Source organism: Paenibacillus silvae (genome assembly GCF_014639235.1).
Classification (GTDB): domain Bacteria; phylum Bacillota; class Bacilli; order Paenibacillales; family Paenibacillaceae; genus Paenibacillus; species Paenibacillus silvae.
In genome coordinates this window covers 735,005-755,160 of the sequence record NZ_BMFU01000001.1, presented here as the reverse complement: position 1 = coordinate 755,160, position 20,156 = coordinate 735,005, and the positions used below count along the sequence as shown (strand labels likewise).

Genomic DNA, 20,156 nt, shown 5'->3' with positions numbered 1-20,156 from the left:
TGAATGGACACGGAAAAGTGGGTTGGAGCAGACAATTTATTGTTGTTTGACTCAGGCCAAGTAGGGTGGAACCGCGGGAACAGCTCTCGTCCCTACGTCTGTATATCAGGCGTAGGGCGAGGGCTGTTTATTATGGACTGGACTTCTTCTACGCTTGTTAACAAACCAACCGAAAAGGAGCATGATTATGAATTTTCAGCAGATGATCTTGACGCTGCAGCAATTCTGGGCCGAGCATAACTGTATTATCGTTCAGCCATATGACACGGAAAAAGGGGCAGGCACGATGAACCCGATGACCTTTTTGCGTTCACTTGGACCAGAACCATGGAAAGTGGCTTATGTTGAGCCTTCTCGCCGTCCGTCAGACGGACGATATGGAGAAAACCCGAACCGGCTCTATCAGCATCACCAGTTCCAGGTCATTATCAAGCCTTCCCCGGACAACATTCAGGAGATCTATCTGGAAAGTTTGAAACGTCTGGGGATCGACCCGCTCAAGCATGACATTCGGTTTGTGGAAGACAACTGGGAGAATCCTTCGCTTGGCTGCGCAGGACTTGGCTGGGAAGTATGGCTGGATGGTATGGAGATTACGCAATTTACGTATTTCCAGCAGGTCGGTGGAATTGAGACGAATCCGGTAGCTGTGGAGATTACGTATGGTATGGAGCGACTTGCTTCTTACATACAGGAAAAAGAAAATGTATTTGATCTGGAGTGGGTAGAAGGCATCGCATATGGAGATGTGTTCCGTCAGCCTGAGTATGAGCATTCCAAATATACGTTTGAAGTTTCTGACGTTAAAATGCTGTTCACTCTTTTTAATATGTATGAGGAAGAAGCAAACAAAGCAATGGCACAGCACCTGGTTTTCCCGGCTTATGATTATGTGCTGAAATGCTCACATACTTTTAACCTGCTGGATGCACGGGGAGCGATTAGTGTAACTGAACGAACAGGATATATTACACGTGTTCGCAACCTTGCTCGTCAAGTGGCAGCGACATATGTGGAAGAGCGCGAGAAGCTGGGCTTCCCGCTGATCAAGAAAGGGGGAGCCGAGAATGTCTAAAGATCTGCTGTTTGAAATTGGTTTGGAAGAAGTGCCTGCACGTTTCATGCGCGCAGCCATTGCACAGCTTGAAGAACGCATCGTGAAATGGCTCGATGCATCCCGTATTGCGTATGGTGAAGTTAAGGCCTATGCTACACCTCGTCGTCTTGCAGTTCTGATCCAGAATGTTGCTGAGAAACAGGAGGATGTGGAGGAAGAAGTTAAAGGCCCTTCCCGTAAAATTGCGCTGGATGACAGCGGCAGCTGGAGTAAGGCAGCGCTCGGATTCGCGCGCAGTCAAGGTGTGGAACCGGATCAGTTCACATTCAGAGAGCTGAATGGTGTCGAATACATTTATGCAACCAAAAGCAGCAAAGGCGTAGATACGGCTTCAGTGATTGGCGAAGGACTGCTTTCCGTTCTGCATGCGATGACTTTTCCGAAATTTATGCGCTGGGCGTCCTATGACTTCAAATTTGTTCGTCCAATTCGCTGGATTGTAGCGCTGTTTGGAACCGAAGTAATTGAACTTGAAGTAACGGGGGTCAAATCAGGCAACGTTACGCGCGGACATCGCTTTCTGGGCAGTGAAGCTGTTGTGTCCGAGCCTTCCGCTTATGTGGAAGTATTGCGCACCCAGCATGTTATTGCAGATATTCAGGAACGTGAACAGATGATTGTGTCCCAGATTGAAGCACTGGCTGCCGAGAAAAGCTGGAATATCGCCATCAAGGAAGATTTGCTGGAAGAGGTGCTCTTCCTGGTTGAGACGCCAACGGTACTGTTTGGCACATTTGATTCCTCTTTCCTGAACATTCCACAGGAAGTGCTGATTACATCAATGCGTGAGCACCAGCGTTATTTCCCGGTACTGAATCAGGAAGGTCAGCTGCTGCCGTACTTTGTTACGGTTCGTAACGGAGGCAGTGATTCACTGGATGTCATCGCTAAGGGGAACGAAAAGGTGCTGCGCGCCCGTCTGTCCGATGCGAAGTTCTTTTACGAGGAAGATCAGAAGCTGGAGATTAAGGATGCTTTGTCCAAGCTCGAAAGCATCGTGTTCCAGGAAGAACTCGGTACAGTTGGGGACAAAGTACGCCGTATTCGTAAAATTGCTGATAGTCTGGCTGCAAAGCTGCAGGTGTCGGCAGATACAGCTCAAGCGGTTAGCAGATCCGCAGATATTTGCAAATTTGACCTTGTGACGCTGATGGTTGGGGAATTCCCTGAGCTGCAAGGTGTAATGGGTGAAGATTATGCCCGCAAAGCTGGTGAAAAAGAAGAGGTTGCCAAGGCTGTATTTGAACACTACCAGCCACGCTTCGCCGGAGACCAGTCTCCTGCATCTCTCGTTGGAGCCATCGTTAGTGCGGCAGATAAAATCGATACGATTGTAGGCTGCTTCTCTATTAATATTATCCCTACAGGATCTCAAGACCCTTATGCACTTCGCCGTCAGGCAGCGGGCATTGTACAAATACTGCTGGATCATCAGCTTCCGCTGACCTTGTCCGATGTATTTGGGGCTGCGCTTGAAGTACATGCTCAGATGAATCTGTTGAAACGTGCAGACGCAGAGGTTCGTAAAGACCTCCAGGACTTCTTCGCATTACGTGTGAAAAAATTGCTGTCCGAAACGGTACGATATGACGTCGTGGATGCGGTCATTGCTTCCGGGTTCGACGATATCAGTGCGATCGTTCCTAAAGGTGAGGCACTGATGAAAGCTGTATTGTCAGGAGAAGAGTTCAAAACAACGGTGGAGTCCTTCAATCGTGTCGGAAATCTGGCGGCCAAAGCATCCAACGCTTCTGTACATCCTGAAATGTTTACAGAAGAGGGAGAGCGTCAGCTGTTTGATGCCTGGAATCAAACGAATGCAGCCTATCGTGATGCACTTGCTAAGCACAATGCTGCAGAAGCATTATCTGTCGCTTCCGCTTGGAAGGCTGCGATTACGGTATTCTTCGATTCTGTCATGGTTATGGCTGAAGATGAAGCGATTCGTGCGAATCGCCTTGCACTGCTTGCTGCCATTGATCAGGATTTGAAAGGTTTTGCAGACTTCTCCAAATTGGTAGGCTAAATTGTGCTGTAACTGCAATTCACGTTACAAAGTACGACAGCTGCACATGATCAGTATTAAAGAAGGATACATGAGGGTATAAATATACGGAGCGGATTGTAGAATTTGCCTTAAAACAACCGCTCCGTATTTTAGACTTTGTTTTTCTCCATTGGACGCAGAAGGAATTTGAATGGCAAAGGTCGTATATTACCATTATGCAGTTATTTTATGAAACCGGGTGGTTTGGGTTTGAGTGAATTGAATATAAATCACATCGTTGTGGATGGAGATGCGTGCCCGGTCAAGACCGAGATTGTCAGCACCGCACGTCTTTTTAATATTCCTGTGCTGATGGTATCTTCCTTTGATCATTTGCTGCAAGGAGGAGAAGGCGTACGAACCGTGCAGGTGGATCGCAGTGATCAAAGTGCAGACTTGTATATTGCAAATCACATCAAGCCATATGATGTGGTCATAACCCAGGATTATGGACTTGCAGCGCTTGCACTTGGTAAACGTTGTTATGTTCTGTCGTTTAGAGGTCGTGAATTTAATGACCGGGATATTGATTTTATGCTTGATTCTCGCCATACTGCGGCCAAAGCCAGACGCCGAGGTCATTATGGGAAGGGGCCAAAGCCCTTCACAGAGCAGGATCGAGAAATTTTTCAACATAAACTGACAAAACTTTTGAAAGATTTGCAGGAGAATGTGTAAGTTTATCGAATTATATTTACGTGTTAGAAGAGATGAAGGTGGCCGAGATGAGTAACGGACAAGGCGGTATACCCGAAAGTATTATTGAATCGGTATTGCAGCAACATGATATCGTCGATACGGTAAGCCGATTTGTACATCTGACCAAGCAGGGGAAGTATATGAAAGGCCTCTGCCCTTTTCATTCCGAGAAGACGCCTTCGTTCACTGTTACACCCGAGAAACAGATTTTCTATTGCTACGGATGCGGCACGGGCGGAAACGCCATCAAATTCAGGATGGAAATCGAAGGATTATCCTTTCCCGAGGCTGTCAAAACGATGGCAGAAGAAAGTCACATCTCCATGGGTGACTGGCAGGGACGTGAAGCAGCTCATGTGAATCCGGAGACGGCACGTCTGCTGGAGGCTTATGAGCTTACCGCGAAGCTGTATCATTTTCTATTGAAAAATACAGAGCATGGTAAGGCGGCTATGGAATATTTACGCTCACGCGGAATTGGTGACAAATTGATTGATCAGTTCCAGATTGGATATGCACCCAATCGTTGGGATACGCTGGTACAATTTCTGGAGAAGCGAGAATATCCGCTGGAAGAGATGGAGCGGGGCGGACTTCTTTCAGAGCGAAGTGAAGGTCATGGATATGTGGACAAGTTCAGAGACCGAATCATGTTCCCCATCCATGGCAGGAGCGGTAAGCCGATTGCATTTGCGGGCCGTATATTGGGAGAAGGCCAGCCTAAATATCTGAACTCTCCGGAAACCCGGTTGTTCAATAAAGGTCGTGTTCTCTACAATCTGCACCAGGCCAAAAATGCAATACGCAAACAGAGACAAGTTATTTTGTTTGAAGGTTATGGTGATGTAATCTCTGCATGGGATCAGGACGTTCAGAATGGTGTCGCTGCTATGGGAACGGCGCTTACGGAAAATCAGGCTTTGATGATCAAAGGCATGTGTGATGAGGTCATTCTGTGTTATGATGGCGACCGGGCTGGACAGGCCGCTGCCATGAAGAACTTTCCCATCTTGGAGGAAGCCGGATTACAGGTGAAGATCGCGCTCATTCCTGAGGGACTTGATCCGGATGATTTTATTCGAAAGCACGGCGGTGAACGATTCCGTAACCAGATTGTGGACGGTGCCGTAACAACTACAAAATTTAAGCTTATAAACCTTAAAAAAAACCATATACTGCTAGAAGGCGGCGGTCAGATCGCCTATTCCAAAGAAGCAGTAAAACTGATTGCTCCTCTGTCTTCACCGACGGAGCGTGAAGTATATCTTCGTGAACTTGCGGCTGAAGTTGATGTATCCTTCGAGACATTGAAGCAAGAATGTAACGAGGAACGGGAAGCAATGAAAAATAACGAGGATTATGGGGATAATAACACGAAAAGGTGGAATAATGGTAGGCAACAAAATAGGCATGTGCCTACACCCAATCTGTTGCCGGCTTACCATTCTGCTGAGCGCAAGCTGATCGCCTGGATGCTGCAGGATGATGAAGCAGCCCAGTACGTCAATGAACATCTTGGAGAAGCCTTTAACTTGGATGATCATGCAGCTATTGCTGCTTATCTATATGCCTATTACGCGCAAGGCAAACCGCCGGATACAAGCCGTTTTATGTCTTCTCTGCATGATGATCGTCTGGAAAAGACGGTCAGCTCAATCTCGATGATGGATGGTCCAGGTGAATGGAGTGTTCAAGTGCTTGACGATTGTATCAGGGAAGTTCTGAAGTATCCGCGCAAAAAAGAGTACGACCTGAAGAAAGAGGAAATGATTGCTGCAGAGCGGGCAGGTGATTCTGTACGCGCGGCACAAATTGCACTTGAGATGATTGCCCTAGAGAGACAGTGAACATCTAGATTACTCGGATGTTTCTAGGGAGGAGGGAGTCGAGTTATGGCGAATGATCAGCATACTGAACTAGAAACAGAATTAACACTGGATCAGGTTAAAGATCAATTGATTGAATCAGGTAAGAAAAGAGCTTCACTGAACTACAAGGAAATTATTGAAAAACTCTCTCCGTTTGAGCAGGATGCAGAGCAGATGGATGAGTTCTACGAGCAACTCAGTGACCTTGGAATTGATGTGGTTAACGAAAATGATGAAGAGGTTACCCTTCGTCCAAACGATGATTCCGAAAACGGCGGTAGAGATGGGGACGATGAGTTCCATTTTGATGATGATCTGAGCCTGCCACCTGGCATCAAAATTAATGACCCTGTGCGGATGTACCTCAAGGAGATTGGACGCGTGCCTTTGTTGTCTGCTGATGATGAAGTACAGCTTGCCAAACGAATTGAGAACGGGGATGAGGAAGCCAAGCGTCGTCTTGCGGAAGCTAACCTGCGTCTCGTTGTAAGTATTGCCAAGCGTTATGTCGGACGTGGCATGCTGTTCCTTGATTTGATTCAGGAAGGTAATATGGGTCTGATCAAAGCGGTAGAGAAATTTGACCATAAAAAGGGTTACAAGTTCAGTACGTATGCAACATGGTGGATTCGTCAGGCGATCACACGTGCAATTGCTGACCAGGCGCGTACAATTCGTATTCCTGTACACATGGTGGAGACGATTAATAAGCTGATTCGGGTATCCCGTCAGCTCCTGCAGGAACTTGGACGCGAACCGACTCCTGAAGAGATTGCTGCGGAGATGGACTTGAGTGTTGAAAAGGTTCGTGAAATTACAAAGATTGCCCAAGAACCGGTTTCCCTGGAAACACCGATTGGTGAAGAGGACGATTCTCATCTGGGTGATTTCATTGAGGATCAGGAAGCACTCGCTCCAGCCGATGCTGCTGCCTACGAGCTCTTGAAAGAACAACTCGAGGATGTTCTGGACACACTGACAGAGCGTGAAGAAAATGTTCTTCGTTTGCGTTTTGGTCTGGATGATGGACGTACAAGAACACTGGAAGAAGTGGGCAAAGTATTTGGTGTTACGCGTGAGCGTATTCGTCAGATCGAAGCCAAAGCTCTTCGTAAATTGCGCCACCCGAGTCGCAGCAAACGACTCAAGGATTTCCTCGAATAATTGAACTATGGGAGACTTTCTGCGAGACGCTTTGGCGGCGGCGGGGTCTCCTTTCGTTTTAATTTGAATAGTTAGATTTCTTTCTTTTGGAAAATCATCCTTGAAATGTTTGATTGGATTTCATTTTATCGTTTTTCTTCACGCAATGCAAATCAATAAATTAAATGAATGGTCAGGTGCTTCATGAAACTTTCGAATCGATTACAACGAATACATGATCAAATTCCCGAAGGAAGCCGGATGGCGGATATCGGCTCGGACCACGCGTTGTTACCTGTTGCCGCAATTCGCAGTGGCAAAGCTTCAGCGGCTGTAGCAGGGGAAGTCAATCCTGGTCCATACGATGCTGCATGCAAGCAGGTCAGTGATGCCGGGTTAAAAGAAAAAATTACGGTGCGTCGTGGAGACGGACTGGATGTGATCTCCACAGGAGAAGTGGATGTCATTACGATTGCGGGCATGGGCGGTGCATTGATTGCTTCCATTTTAGAGCGCGGCTTGTCCAAATTGGAAGGTGTTCAGCTTCTGATCTTGCAGCCTAACGTAGGTGAAGATATTCTGAGACGTTGGCTGCTGGAGCATCATTGGGTTGTCGTGGCGGAGCAGCTTCTGGAGGAAGACGGAAAAATTTATGAGATCATTACTGCGATGCCGCAGGCGAGCAGTCCAATTGCGAATGAAGAGGTATATCGTGCTCGTCCCTTAAAGGACGGCGTGGAAATGACCGAAGATTTGCTGCTGCGTATGGGTCCGTATCTGACGGACCGTGCTACCGAAGTGTTTTTTGCTAAATGGGAGAGTGAAATCTGCAAGCTTCAGGGCGTGTTACAGTCCATTTCCAAATCGGATCAGGAATCATCCAGGGACAAAGCAGCCGAGGTGCAGCAGCTGATCAGCAGTTTACAGGAGGTGTTGGCATGTTTGCCAAAGGTCAAACCGTAATTCAACTGATGGAGCGGCTGGCTCCGAAACATCTGGCTGTACCTGATGATCGCATCGGTTTACAGCTGGGAAGTCTGCAAAAAGAAATTACTCATGTGCTTGTGGCACTGGATGTCACTGATGAAGTCGTGGAGGAAGCAATCCGGCTTGGTGCCAATCTGATTATTGCGCATCACGCTATTATGTTCCGTCCCGTAAAATCACTGAGTACAGATACACCTATGGGCAAGCTGTATGAGAAACTGATTAAAAACGACATCGCGGTGTATATTGCCCACACCAATCTCGATGTAGCCGAGGGCGGCATTAATGACTGGATGGCTGAAGCACTTGGCATTGAGAGCAAGGAATCGCTGGAGGATGTGCATACAGATCAACTCTACAAGCTTGCAGTGTTCGTTCCCCGTACGCATCATGAGCAGGTGCTGCAAGCGATTCTGGAGGCAGGGGCAGGAAGTATTGGTCAATACAGCAAATGCAGCTTTAGCACGGAAGGAACAGGCACATTTGTTCCAGGCGAAGGCACACAGCCGTTTATCGGAGCGCAGGGGCAGATGGAGCGTGCCGAAGAGATGCGGATTGAAACGCTTGTACCTCAAAGCTTGCGAAGCAAAGTGATTCAGGCGATGTTAAAGGCGCATCCATATGAAGAGGTGGCGTATGATCTCTTTGCAGTCGATTTAAAAGGGCGTACACTTGGCCTGGGACGTCTTGGTCCTTTGAAGGAGTCTAAAACCCTTGGCGAGTTGGTCGAAGTCGTCAAAGCGCAATTTAACGTTCCGCAAGTACGCGTGGTTGGTGATTTGAATAAAAAAATCAAAAAAGCCGCCGTGCTCGGCGGTTCAGGCAGCCGATATGTGCTTACAGCCCGTTTCAAGGGAGCGGATGTCATTGTAACGGGAGATATTGACTATCATACGGCACATGATGCTCTGATGGCGGGCATGTGTATCATTGATCCGGGCCATAATACAGAAAAAATCATGAAGCCCAAGACTGCAGATTGGCTCCGTGCTCAGCTCGCAGATCAGCGATATGAGACGAAGGTGACTGCATCCGAGGTGAATACAGAAGTATTCCGTTTCATGTAAAAGGGTAAAAAGCAGGCTGCACGCTGATTTCCATTAATATTTAGCTTGTATGGGGAGGCAAATGCCTGTATACTATGTAATGTTGTTCGGAAAGCTTGACAGACAATCGCTGGTGGCCTTCGTTGCCACGAGAGGAAAGTCCGGGCTCCACAGGGCAGGATGCTGGATAACGTCCAGTCAGCGCGAGTTGAAGGATAGTGCCACAGAAATGGACCGCCGATGGCCGGGTATTCCCCGGTACAGGCAAGGATGGAACCGAGGTGTAAGAGACCCCGAGGAACGCTGGTGACTTCGTTCCTGGTAAACCCCATCTGGAGCAAGACCTAAAGGGACACCGTCACCTCTTCGGAGGAGACAGCCTTAGCCCGAGGTGTGTCTAGGTTGGTCGCTTGAGCTGTGCAGCAATGTACGGCCTAGATAGATGATTGTCGCTTCTGGTGGGAGGGTAGTTCCCGTTTGAACCACGAAGAGCACAGAACCCGGCTTACGGTAAGCTTTCCTAACTGCAACAACAAAACGATGTATGAATTCCTGTTCAACACAACAGGTTATATAAAAATAAGGCGTCAGATTCATTTTTGAATCTGACGCCTTATTTTTATTCCGACGTAAGCAGCACGGCTATAGAAAAAGAAAAACCGCTTAGCCTGTAAAAAAAGGCTAAAGCGGTCAACTGTTATGCTATCGGAATGACAGTTTGTTACATTGTAACCACATGATCGGATTGGCTGGAAGCATGCCAGCGCTGAATGGCACGATCCATACGTTCTACCGCTTCAGGAAGAAGCTCAGGGTCTGTATGGGTAAAGTTGATCCGCATCCGGTTAAGCTCTGGTGTTCCGGCATAGAAGGAATCACCAGGTACGATACATACCTTCTCCTGGATGCCGTATGTGAACAGGTTGCTGGCAAGCATGCCTTCAGGAAGTGTCAGCCACAAGAACATGCCGCCTTGCGGAGAGTTCCATGTAATGCCCTCCCATGATTTACGGGCCATGAGTTCGGTCAGCGTTCTCATACGCTGTTCATAGTCCTGAGAAATGTGGCGAATATGAGCATCCAGATCAAACGTCTCAAGTAATGCGTGCAATGCTCGCTGATCAATGCTGCTGGAGTGCAGGTCTGCGCCTTGCTTGGCGCGAGCAGCAATTTTAACAATATCGGGAGCAGCGAGAATCCAGCCGGTACGGAGGCCCGGAGCTACTGTTTTGGAAAAAGTGCTGGTATAGATTACGTTGGACGGTCCTTCATATGATGCAGCATCCAGTGCTGCGAGAGCAGGTGCATCTAGTTGTTCAGGGTTAAAGCGGATTTCACCATAAGGATCATCCTCCAGAATAAGTACACCATATTTTCGGCACAAATCCACGGCTTGTTGTCTTCTCTCACGGGACCATACTTTGCCTGTCGGGTTAGAGAACGTGGGGTTAATGTAGACCAGTTTAGGGAGATGTAGTTGAAGCTGCTCTTCCAGAGATTCTGGCAGCATACCGTGATCGTCACAGGCTACGCCGTGTGATACGCCCTGATAAGATTGGATGACCTGCAGAGCCGCCAGATAAGTAGGTGATTCCACAAGTACGCTGTCACCCGGGTCAAGCAGGATGCGGCAGACCAGGTCGATGGATTGCTGTGATCCAGTCGTTAACAGCATATGATCAGGTGAAGCAGGCAGTCCTTTGGCTTCCAGACGCTCAGCAATTTTGACACGAAGCGGACGATAGCCTTCCGTTTCTGCATATTGAAGAGCGGCTGACCCACTCATAAATACTTTCTCATAAGCTGCGCGGATGGCTTCAAGCGGGAAGGAAGTTTGCGCAGGAAGACCACCTGCAAGTGAGATCATTCCGGGCGCTTGTGCGGCCTGTAACATGTCGCGAACGACAGAGGACGGGGTGTTTTGTGCCATTTTAGACCAAGGTGTACTCATGATATTCTCATCTCCTGTTATTCACTGTTATACTAATATTATAAACTATAATAGATAGAACGCACTATAACAGTAAAACGACGATCATAACAGTTGGGGGAGTGATTATGCATATTGAATTGAAACGGGGGAGCAGCACGAAGCTGTATGTGCAGATTGCTCTAACGATTGCTGACCGTATCCGTTCGGGATTAATAGAGCCGGGAACCCGGTTGCCCTCTGTGCGCAAAATGACTGTCGATCTGGGAGTAAGCCTGGTCACAGTGAGCAAAGCTTATGCTGAACTCGAAGCTATACAACTTATCAGCTGTTCCCAGGGTAAAGGCTGTTATGTGACTGGTTTGGGAGCCTCCACTACAACACCTCAGCCCCAAGAGGATGGTACTGGTAATGTTCACAGAAAGAGAAGCAGTGATACAGGTGCAGCACTGAACTGGCAGATGACACTGATCGACTATTTGCCAAGGGCTCAGTTGTGGCGGCACTTTGACGTCTCTCCCCAGGTTCGTCATGAACTGCATATGTCCGCGATCCAGCCAGAATTGCTGCCTACCCGTGATATCATCGACAGTGCCTACCATCTTTCATCAGATCACACGGACCGCATGGCGGCATATGGATCATTTCAGGGGGACTGGGAATTAAGACAGACTTTTGCCGCACATTTCAATTCGCGTGGACTTCAGGCGGCACCTGAACGAATGTTAATCACAAGCGGTGCACAGCAGGGTATTGATCTGGTAGCTCGTACATTTGTTGGGCCTGGCGATGTGGTATATATGGAGGCTCCAACGTATACTGGAGCAATTGATGTATTTACGAGCAGAGGAGCCAAGATTATCACAGTTCCTATGGATGATGAAGGCATGCGTATCGATCTGCTGACCCGTCTGTGTGATACCTATGCACCAAAGTTGATTTATACTGTTCCTACCCATCACAATCCGACGGGCATAACGATGAGTGCAAGAAGACGGGCCCAGCTGCTTAACATTGCGCAAAGCTATCACTGTCTTATTCTTGAAGATGATCCCTTTGCTGATTTGTATTTTCATGAGCCGCCGCCAGCTTCCATTAAATCAATGGATAATGCCGGACATGTCGTATACATCAAAAGCTTCAGCAAGGTGCTGTCTCCGGGCTGCCGTGTAGCTTGCGCGATTGCCGATGGCAGTGTGCTGACCCGGCTTGTGGCCGCCAAATCTACAGCTGACCTGGGGAGCCCGCTATTAACACAGAAGGCCCTGCAGACGTACATTCAGAATCAGTACGATGTTTATGTACGTGAGCTTCGAGAGAAATTGTATGCCCGGCTGTGCGCTGCTTCCGAGGTGTTGGATGAGCATGCAGCGAAGGGAATGCAGTGGCGTCTGCCAGATGGAGGACTTAACTTGTGGCTTGAATTACATGGGAATTTCGATATACATGAGCTTCATCGGCAGTCTCTTGCTGCGGGTGTATCCTTTTTGCCGGGATCAGCCTGTTTTGTTGGGGAGAGTGATACGTCAAGCTTGCGTATCTGTTTCACGGTGACCAGCGAAGAAGCGCTGCGGCAAGGGCTAATTACGTTATGCGATGTGATTGAAAGATACACTTCCCAGCAGGCCGGGTCAGCTGCGGACAGGCTGCCGCTCATATAATTTTTTTGACTATGGACATCCATCCATACCACTTCGGGTGAACTGCAATAGGTTATAGTATCACTTGAAAGGGAGTTGGTTTGAAATGAACCATTGTTGTCCACAGGTTTCTCCAATTGTATGTGATCCGATCCAGGTCGTTCAAGATTATTACATTCCACAGATCGTGCCTGTTATTCACCCGATTGAAATTGTAAAGCAGCATCACTGCGTTCCGATCCCTCACCATATGTATCCGGTTGTTGTGAAGGAAGAAGGACCAGGACCGCTGTATGTGTCCAGCCATAAGAAAAAATCCGTGAAAAAATCAGGCAAAGCCCGCACAACCTCTCGCAAGCGCTAGGCGCAGCGAGTGCCTCGGGGAAATAGGTTCAAAACCAAAGAGCAGCATACGCCCCGAGGCGCAGCTGCTTTTGTTTGTTTTCATATTCAATCAGGTGAACAAAATACATTGCTGTATGATCGATTATATTTTGTTCGGCATATTAATCGCGTGTAGATGTTTAACGTATTTACCGAGTATGCTTGTTCAACGTATTATCTAACTGCTGTCTGACATGCTGTGGCCAAAATTGCAGCGGGGCACTGCTGCCCGAGGCGGCCTGCAGCGCTTTGTATACATCAATCTGCCCGTAGCCGTAGTATTTATCGTGGCCCGGATCCCCCAGATCAATAACGCTCTGACGCATCAAATCCATGACCTCGGTATTGGTCAGGTCTGGATTCAGAGAGCGAATCAGGCCAGCCAGTGCAGCAACGTGCGGACTCGCCATGGAAGTACCTGACAGAGCGGCATATTGATTATCCGGGTACGTACTGGCGATGCTTGAACCCGGAGCGGTCACATCGACGTAGTCTCCATAGTTGGAGTAAGAAGCCTTGTTCATATCGGGGTCGGTAGCCGAGACAGCAAAAACCTCCGGATACGCGGCAGGATAACCAGGACGCTCGGTATTATCGTTGCCAGTTGCAGCGATGAGTACGATATCCCGGTCAAAGGCATATTTGATGGCATCATGCAGAAATTGGGCATCTGCATAATTGCCCAAACTCATGTTAATGACTTTGGCGCCATGATCCGCTGCCCAGATGATTCCTTCGGCAACAGCATACGTTGTACCCGATCCCGAGTTATCGAGCACTTTGACGGGCAGCACCTTGTTATACCAGCTCATGCCAGCGACACCTTCATTATTGTTCACAATCGCTCCGATAATACCGGCAACATGTGTACCGTGGCCCACATCATCCATCGGCTTGCTGCCCGGTTTTACGACATTGTATCCCTCGAGTAATTTGCCTTTGAGATCCGGGTGATTCACATCAACCCCTGTATCCACTACGGCCACGATGACATCCTTGTTTCCTTTGGTAATGTTCCATCCGCGATTCGTCTCAATTGCAGGTAAATTCCACTGATAATCCGAGAAGAGCACGTCATTGGGGATGGTGACATCGGTTTGTTCAGCGGGTGCTTCATTGGTTAAATACATATAGTGAGGCTCCATATACAGCGGGTTCCATTTACTGCCGAAATAGTCCCGCAATTGTTTATAATTCATCGTCTCGGATCGAAAAACATACGTATACCCAAGCTTGCGCGCAGATTGTGTTTTCAAGTCCGAACGAATGATCCGCATATCGCGTTCACTAGGATCTTGCCGGAAGCGTATGACGATTTCATTTTCGTAAAAATGGCTTGCATTCGCGTTGTCATGTCCGGTCTTGACTGTAATTTCGTTCAAGGTATCGGGGTGCACCGATTCGATTTTGAATTTCCCTTCACGCGGGTATGGGATCATCCGCAAATTTTTGCGCTGGTGTTCTTCCACGGCATTAAGTACACTTTGACTGAACAAAGCGATGACTGCCCGTTTGCCATCCTTGGAGGGCTGTCCCATCACAAAATATTTCTCTTTCCCCAGCGGAAACGAAGAGGATTCAAAGCTCTGGCGTTTGTTGACTGCCTTTTTTGCCAGATTCAACGTATGATTTAATTTCTGCTGCTCGAGCTTGCTTCCGGGTTTGACTGTACGATCAAATCGTTTGCTGGATGTGCCATCCATGTTCATAAGCTGGATCGAACGAATGTGTCCGTGTGAATCCTGGAGCTGCTTCAAGTATCGGTTGAGCTGGGCTTCGTTCATTGAAGCCGTTTTGTTCAGCATAATACCGAGATGCTGTTTGGCATCTACACGGGTAAGCTGATCGGTGGCTTTGATATCCTGAACCTTCAGGCGTTGCTTGCTTGCATGTTCCTTCTGTGGATTTTCTTGCAGTGCACTTGGTCTCGGAACAGTGCGGTTGGATGTGGGAAGCAGTAAAGTGAGCGCGAGTGCGCCAGCGCCTGCGGCAAGCGCCCAGTTCATCCATCGTGGTCTGGACATGGAACAGAACCTCCTTCGTTCATTTTGCACAAGCTCATTGGATGTGCTTTTTACGCATCTGGGCTTGTTATGGATTGTAGTTAGCGTTAGGAGAACGGCATATTTTTATGCAAAAGAGTTTCAGTTCCTATGCCGGGTACCCATTAGGTTCCGTGACATGAATGGAAAGCAAGATTAAGGGATACCGCTCGTCAACTTTTTATGGTAGGATTATATCTGAGTATTCAAAAGGTCAAGAACAAATGTTGTTTGGCCAAACTATATGTAAATATGTAAGGACTTATTTAAGGGGGAGCTACCTTTATGTCAGCAGCCAATGTACAGAAAACATGTGAGTCAACTAGGGAAAAGTTAAAACCGGCGATCGATCGGATCGAAAAGTTTTTGAATGAAAATGCTTTGCCTGAACTGGATCAGAATCAGACGGAGGAATCAACAGCCTTCTACAAAGGATTCCTTTCAGATCTCCGTCATTTGCTCGTTTTTTCTGAAGTTTCTTACGAAAAACTTGGCGTTGTGCTGCGTCGTGCCAACTTTGATGTCGAATTTGCCGAAAAGGCTCTTTATAATACGTATCACCAAAGTGTAAACAGCTTTTTCTATCCGAAAAACGAGTGCTACTCCGAAGACGGAAGATACGCTTACACTGGTCAGGATGCGATTCGTTTTCGTGATAAGCCCGTTCGTGCGGTGCGCGACGTTATTCTTGAAATTTCCAAAACGTATGAGGAACTTCGCGATGATCTGGCTTATTATGAAAGTGATTATCTGACCCAGCGCCGTATGCAAAATCAACGTAATCACGCTTAATTTTGCTATAGTTTTGAACTTATTTAATGAATGACAATACGTTTCTAATGGAAAACCGCCCTTGTGGCGGTTTTTTGTGTTGTGATAAATGCAAAAAATGGCTGACAATCAGCGGTTTGCTCACGACATGTTATCATCTGGCATTTAGGCGGAGAATATCGGATTTCACGCGGGGCAACAATACATGTCGAGGTGATAAAAAAATGAGCCATGACAAACCAATCGTCAAATGCAGCGTATCTAACTGTCATTTCTGGGGAGAAAACAACTTCTGTCAGGCCGATGCCATCATGATTGACATCGACCAGCATGCTACCCGTCGTTTGCATGAGGAATTTGCCGGGGAAACCTTCGACTCCGACCATCATGATCATGCGCGTACTTCGTCAGCTACCTGCTGCCACACATTCAAACCCAAGTAAGCAGTCATCCTATTGAATAACGGAGGTGCTTTCACGTGAAGAATGATGATACTAATGATAATCGCTTGGAACGTTACAACACGGGTGGACAAGGTGAGCATCAACGTCAGCGAGTGGACTACCCTAGAAAAGCATTCCGTGAGGAATACGGGGCAGAGGTGGCACCACCAGCAGCTGTAAGGAGAGAACGTACAGATCGTACAGATGAAGTGCCAGCAGATGCAGTGCCTGTGAAGCATGAAGCAGACAGGGTGATGGAATCTACAGGCCGTGCAGCGGGCTATTTGGGTCTTGCTTTTGGTATCGCATCTTTGTTTATGTGGTCCATCGTGCTTGGTCCGGCGGCAGCTGTGCTTGGGTATTATGCGTATGTGAATGGTCGCAAAACAGCAGGAGCCTGGTCGATCGGGCTAGGTATTGTTGCTACGTTAAGTTACTTTTTTATGATTCCTTTTGCACGTTAAAAAAATCAAATCACAGTAGGGGTAGCCGCTATCCTTGTCTGTGAAGAAAATGGTAACCTTCTGTCCTCACTTGTTTATGGTGAAAGGCGGAAGGTTTTTTTCGTATTAACGCATATGTGAATGTGAAATTGATTATTTTTTATGAAAATGATGGAACCTGTATGTAAAACAATGTAGAATAAAGTCAGCAAGGTTAAATGAAGCGGGAGTGAATATACCATATGCAGATTGATCCACGCAGTTCGCGGCAGCTACTGGAGCTGCAATTGTCCAATATGAGCAACCAAACGAGCGGATCGGCTGCGGCTGATTCAACGAATGATTTTTCCGATGTGATCAGCGGTTTGTTAAATACAAATGCTAACGGTGCAAGTGATGCGGAGAATCAGGCTATACTCTCCAAAAGATCGAATGATGGCCTGCTGTGGCTGCAGCTTGGCGGTACATATAGCCCGGATATGTATACAGGAAATACAACCGATACGAATGCTTTGAGCGCTCTGCTTGCATCCTCTGATGCAGGAGCAGTGGATTCCGGTAAATCGGTACCTACCGATTATGAATCGCTAATCGCACAGGCAAGCATCAAGTACGGTGTACCCGAATCTTTAATCAAGGCTGTCATTGATACCGAATCGGGCTTTAATCCGAATGTGGTCTCTTCTGCAGGGGCGAAGGGTTTAATGCAATTGATGGATGGCACAGCTGCTGGCCTTGGCGTAAGTGATTCATTTGATCCGGCTCAAAATATTGATGCGGGAACCAAATATTTATCACTCCAGCTCCAGCGTTTTGGGGGTCAGGAAAAGATGGCTTTGGCTGCTTATAATGCCGGACCCGGAAGGTTATCGAGACTTGGGATTACGAGTGATAGCGAGCTGATGAGCATGCTTCATCTTCTTCCTGTCGAAACCCAGAATTATATTTCCAAAGTAGAGCGGGCTCGCTCTAAATATATGCTTTAATCGAACATGTTAAACACAGCAATCGGCACATCATGCTGTGCACGAAGATCCAACACAAAAGGCGGGGCTTACATGCAGCCTGCTCCTGGTTGGTCTTTTTGTGTTGTGTGGAGATCGTGGTACAATGCTCACTGTAGGGCTGATGAACGAACTGATAAGGAGGCTACACCTCGTTTTGAAATATTTTGATTATGCTGCAACGACACCCCCGCATCCTGACGTGGTCCGCACGATATCTGAAATTATGGAAACCCAGTTCGGGAACGCTTCTTCCATCCACGGATATGGTGAACGTGCAGATCAATTGCTGCGCCGGGCGCGTGCGGGTTGTGCTGCTGCCATCGGTGTAAAAGCAGATGAGATTATATTTACATCCGGGGCTACGGAGAGCAACAATCTGGCGATTAAAGGGGCAGCGCTTAGGTATGCTTCAAGAGGGAAACATATCATTACGACTGCTGCGGAGCATGCCTCTGTGTATGAGAGTGTGCTGCAGTTTCAGCAGTGGGGATGGGATGTGACCTTTTTACCGGTGGACTCGGGAGGTATGGTTACTGCGGAGCAGGTGACAGACGTTTTGCGTTCAGATACAGTGCTTGTCAGTTTAATGCATGTGAACAATGAAACGGGTGCAGTTCATCCGGTGCAGGAGATTGGCAGGCAGCTGAAGCAAAAGGCACCAAAGGTTCTTTTCCATGTAGATGGTGTCCAGGGCTTTGGAAAATTACCTGTGGCGCCAGCCCGGTGGCAAGCAGACCTGTACAGCCTGTCTGCCCATAAAGTTCGGGGGCCGAAAGGCACGGGATTGCTTTATGTACGAGATGGTGTGGAGCTTACACCTCTCCTGTCCGGAGGTTCGCAGGAACATGGTCTCAGGGCAGGTACAGAGAACGTAGCCATGATCGTTGGTATGGCTAAAGCGATGCGAATTGCGTCGGAGGCACAGCCTGATTTTGCAAGGCGTATACAAGTTCTTCGTGATCGAATGATCGATACGATAGCTGTTATTCCTGGACTGGAGCTGAACAGCACCAAAGATGGGGCGCCGCATATCGTGAACTTCTCTTACCCCGGCATGAAGGCTGAGGTGGCACTTCATACGCTGGAACAGCTGGGGTGTACGGTGTCTACCCAATCTGCTTGCTCCTCGCGTTCGGCTGAACCGAGCCGTGTGCTGCTTGCAATGGGGAGAGATGCTGCCTGCGCCGCGGGGGGATTACGAATCAGTTTTGGCGATGAACATACAGAAGAGGATGCAGCCATGCTGGAACAGGCACTGCATCAGATGGTGGCACAGCTGCGGCCACTCGAAAGGCGGATGTAACTTAAATGTTGAATTATGATATGCTGCTTCTCCGTTTTGGAGAGTTTATGTTAAAAGGAAAAAATCGTGCACGTTTCGAAAAAACGATAATTACTCAAGTTAAAGCGCTGCTCAAACCTTACCCTGGAGCCTCGCTGCGTAAAGAATACGGACGGGTCTACGTGGACCTCGGCGGGGAATCCCATACACAGCTCATCCCGGTACTGAAACGAGTGTTTGGTGTAATGTCAATTAGCCCTGTTAAAGTGACACCGTCTGAGATTGACGCCATTGTGCAGACGGCGGTTGCATTTATGGATGAACGTGCAGATGAATTCGGAGAAGATACAACCTTTAAAGTAAATGCGCGGCGGGTATGGAAGGCGTTCCCCTATTCCTCGCATGAAACGAATCATTTGGTCGGCTCGCCGATACTACGCAAATTTCAGCAGCTGAAGGTGGATGTGCGTAATCCTGATATCGAACTGCGTGTGGAAATCCGTGAACAAGGCACGTACATTTTCAGCGAAGTGATCCCTGCGGCAGGTGGATTCCCGCTTGGAACCAATGGCAAGGCGATGGTGCTGTTATCTGGTGGCATCGACAGTCCTGTGGCAGCCTGGTCTTCCATGCGCCGGGGACTTGAAGTGGAATGTGTACATTTTTACAGTTATCCTTTTACAAGCCAGCGCGCCAAGGAAAAGGTCATTGATCTGGCCCGTGCGCTTGCCGATCATGCGGGATCGATCAAGCTGCATCTCGTTCCGTTCACGGAAATCCAGACCGCATTCACCCAGTTGGGGCAGGATAATCTGATTATTACATTGATGCGCCGTTCGATGCTGCGTATTGCTACGAAGCTGGCTGAGCGTGAGCGTGCTCTTGCCCTGATTACCGGAGACAGCCTGGGACAGGTCGCGAGCCAAACGCTTCCAAGCATGAATGTCATCGGACGTGCTACAGACTTGCCGCTGCTGAGACCGCTGGTCATGATGGACAAACAGGAGATCGTGACACTTTCCAAACAGATTGGCACCTACGATATTTCCATTCTGCCCTATGAGGACTGCTGTACACTGTTTGTTCCAAAATCTCCGTCTACCAATCCAAATCTACGTATCGTGGACAAAATTGAAGCGACAATGAGCCAGCTGCCGGAATGGCTGGATCAGGCGGTTGAACAGACTGAAACGATTACCTTGCATGCGGGCGAAGCTTCCGTGCTCACAGGGCAGCCTGTGGACAGCGGAATGAAGGATGATTGGTTTTAAATTGCGGACTTTGCAGCCAGGAATGGGTAGACATAA

At 48.0% G+C, this 20,156-nt stretch carries 18 protein-coding genes and 1 other RNA gene; 17 read left to right on the top strand and 2 right to left on the bottom strand.

What is annotated here, in order from left to right:
- Positions 1-3: 3 nt before the first annotated feature.
- The 9 genes from IEW26_RS03395 (at position 4) to rnpB (ending at position 9,430) form a co-directional block, all read left to right on the top strand.
- Complete coding sequence (locus tag IEW26_RS03395) at positions 4-240, top strand: hypothetical protein (protein ID WP_188591244.1); 237 nt, start codon at positions 4-6, stop codon at positions 238-240.
- A complete protein-coding gene (gene glyQ, locus IEW26_RS03390) occupies positions 188-1,075 on the top strand; it encodes a glycine--tRNA ligase subunit alpha (RefSeq protein ID WP_111271881.1) in 888 nt (295 codons plus the stop codon). Before IEW26_RS03395 ends, glyQ begins: the two co-directional genes overlap by 53 nt.
- Positions 1,068-3,143, top strand: a complete 2,076-nt coding sequence (glyS, locus tag IEW26_RS03385; protein WP_188591243.1) for a glycine--tRNA ligase subunit beta — start codon at positions 1,068-1,070, stop codon at positions 3,141-3,143. The genes glyQ and glyS overlap by 8 nt, the downstream gene beginning before the upstream one ends.
- Before the next feature lie 231 nt (positions 3,144-3,374).
- The gene (locus IEW26_RS03380) at positions 3,375-3,842 is read left to right on the top strand and encodes a YaiI/YqxD family protein (protein ID WP_373288405.1); all 468 of its coding nucleotides are present in this window, start codon (positions 3,375-3,377) and stop codon (positions 3,840-3,842) included.
- A 47-nt stretch (positions 3,843-3,889) separates the two neighbouring features.
- Positions 3,890-5,710 carry a DNA primase gene (gene dnaG, locus IEW26_RS03375; protein ID WP_111271935.1) on the top strand — a complete coding sequence of 607 codons (1,821 nt, stop codon included), beginning with the start codon at positions 3,890-3,892 and terminating at the stop codon, positions 5,708-5,710.
- A 45-nt stretch (positions 5,711-5,755) separates the two neighbouring features.
- Positions 5,756-6,895 (top strand): RNA polymerase sigma factor RpoD, encoded by a 1,140-nt coding sequence (gene rpoD, locus IEW26_RS03370; protein ID WP_110897979.1) that lies wholly within the window; start codon positions 5,756-5,758, stop codon positions 6,893-6,895.
- 183 nt (positions 6,896-7,078) lie between these two features.
- The gene (locus IEW26_RS03365) at positions 7,079-7,837 is read left to right on the top strand and encodes a tRNA (adenine(22)-N(1))-methyltransferase (RefSeq protein ID WP_188591241.1); all 759 of its coding nucleotides are present in this window, start codon (positions 7,079-7,081) and stop codon (positions 7,835-7,837) included.
- Positions 7,813-8,928, top strand: a complete 1,116-nt coding sequence (locus IEW26_RS03360; RefSeq protein ID WP_188591240.1) for a Nif3-like dinuclear metal center hexameric protein — start codon at positions 7,813-7,815, stop codon at positions 8,926-8,928. Before IEW26_RS03365 ends, IEW26_RS03360 begins: the two co-directional genes overlap by 25 nt.
- Positions 8,929-9,018: 90 nt before the next feature.
- Positions 9,019-9,430: RNase P RNA component class A (gene rnpB / locus IEW26_RS03355), an RNA gene on the top strand.
- A gap of 198 nt (positions 9,431-9,628) precedes the next feature.
- On the opposite strand, the gene IEW26_RS03350 is transcribed toward rnpB, so the two are convergent.
- Positions 9,629-10,858, bottom strand: a complete 1,230-nt coding sequence (locus IEW26_RS03350; protein WP_188591239.1) for an aminotransferase-like domain-containing protein — start codon at positions 10,856-10,858, stop codon at positions 9,629-9,631.
- Positions 10,859-10,965: 107 nt separating this feature from the next.
- Between IEW26_RS03350 and pdxR the strand changes: the two genes are divergently transcribed.
- Positions 10,966-12,498, top strand: a complete 1,533-nt coding sequence (gene pdxR / locus IEW26_RS03345; RefSeq protein ID WP_188591238.1) for a MocR-like pyridoxine biosynthesis transcription factor PdxR — start codon at positions 10,966-10,968, stop codon at positions 12,496-12,498.
- Positions 12,499-12,583: 85 nt separating this feature from the next.
- A complete protein-coding gene (locus tag IEW26_RS03340; RefSeq protein ID WP_110897974.1) occupies positions 12,584-12,841 on the top strand; it encodes a hypothetical protein in 258 nt (85 codons plus the stop codon).
- Positions 12,842-13,010: 169 nt separating this feature from the next.
- On the opposite strand, the gene IEW26_RS03335 is transcribed toward IEW26_RS03340, so the two are convergent.
- Positions 13,011-14,885 (bottom strand): S8 family peptidase, encoded by a 1,875-nt coding sequence (locus IEW26_RS03335; protein WP_188591237.1) that lies wholly within the window; start codon positions 14,883-14,885, stop codon positions 13,011-13,013.
- A 303-nt stretch (positions 14,886-15,188) separates the two neighbouring features.
- On the opposite strand from IEW26_RS03335, the gene IEW26_RS03330 reads away from it, so the two are divergent.
- The 6 genes from IEW26_RS03330 (at position 15,189) to thiI (ending at position 20,120) form a co-directional block, all read left to right on the top strand.
- Complete coding sequence (locus IEW26_RS03330; protein ID WP_111271888.1) at positions 15,189-15,695, top strand: YpuI family protein; 507 nt, start codon at positions 15,189-15,191, stop codon at positions 15,693-15,695.
- 26 nt (positions 15,696-15,721) lie between these two features.
- Complete coding sequence (locus tag IEW26_RS30615) at positions 15,722-16,117, top strand: DUF1540 domain-containing protein (RefSeq protein WP_308423440.1); 396 nt, start codon at positions 15,722-15,724, stop codon at positions 16,115-16,117.
- A 35-nt stretch (positions 16,118-16,152) separates the two neighbouring features.
- Positions 16,153-16,581, top strand: coding sequence for a hypothetical protein (locus IEW26_RS03320; RefSeq protein ID WP_373288403.1), 429 nt, complete (start codon positions 16,153-16,155; stop codon positions 16,579-16,581).
- A gap of 221 nt (positions 16,582-16,802) precedes the next feature.
- Positions 16,803-17,546, top strand: coding sequence for a lytic transglycosylase domain-containing protein (locus tag IEW26_RS03315; protein WP_145404102.1), 744 nt, complete (start codon positions 16,803-16,805; stop codon positions 17,544-17,546).
- A 175-nt stretch (positions 17,547-17,721) separates the two neighbouring features.
- Positions 17,722-18,870 (top strand): cysteine desulfurase family protein, encoded by a 1,149-nt coding sequence (locus IEW26_RS03310; RefSeq protein ID WP_188591236.1) that lies wholly within the window; start codon positions 17,722-17,724, stop codon positions 18,868-18,870.
- A gap of 8 nt (positions 18,871-18,878) precedes the next feature.
- A complete protein-coding gene (thiI, locus tag IEW26_RS03305) occupies positions 18,879-20,120 on the top strand; it encodes a tRNA uracil 4-sulfurtransferase ThiI (RefSeq protein WP_188591664.1) in 1,242 nt (413 codons plus the stop codon).
- Positions 20,121-20,156 lie beyond the last annotated feature (36 nt).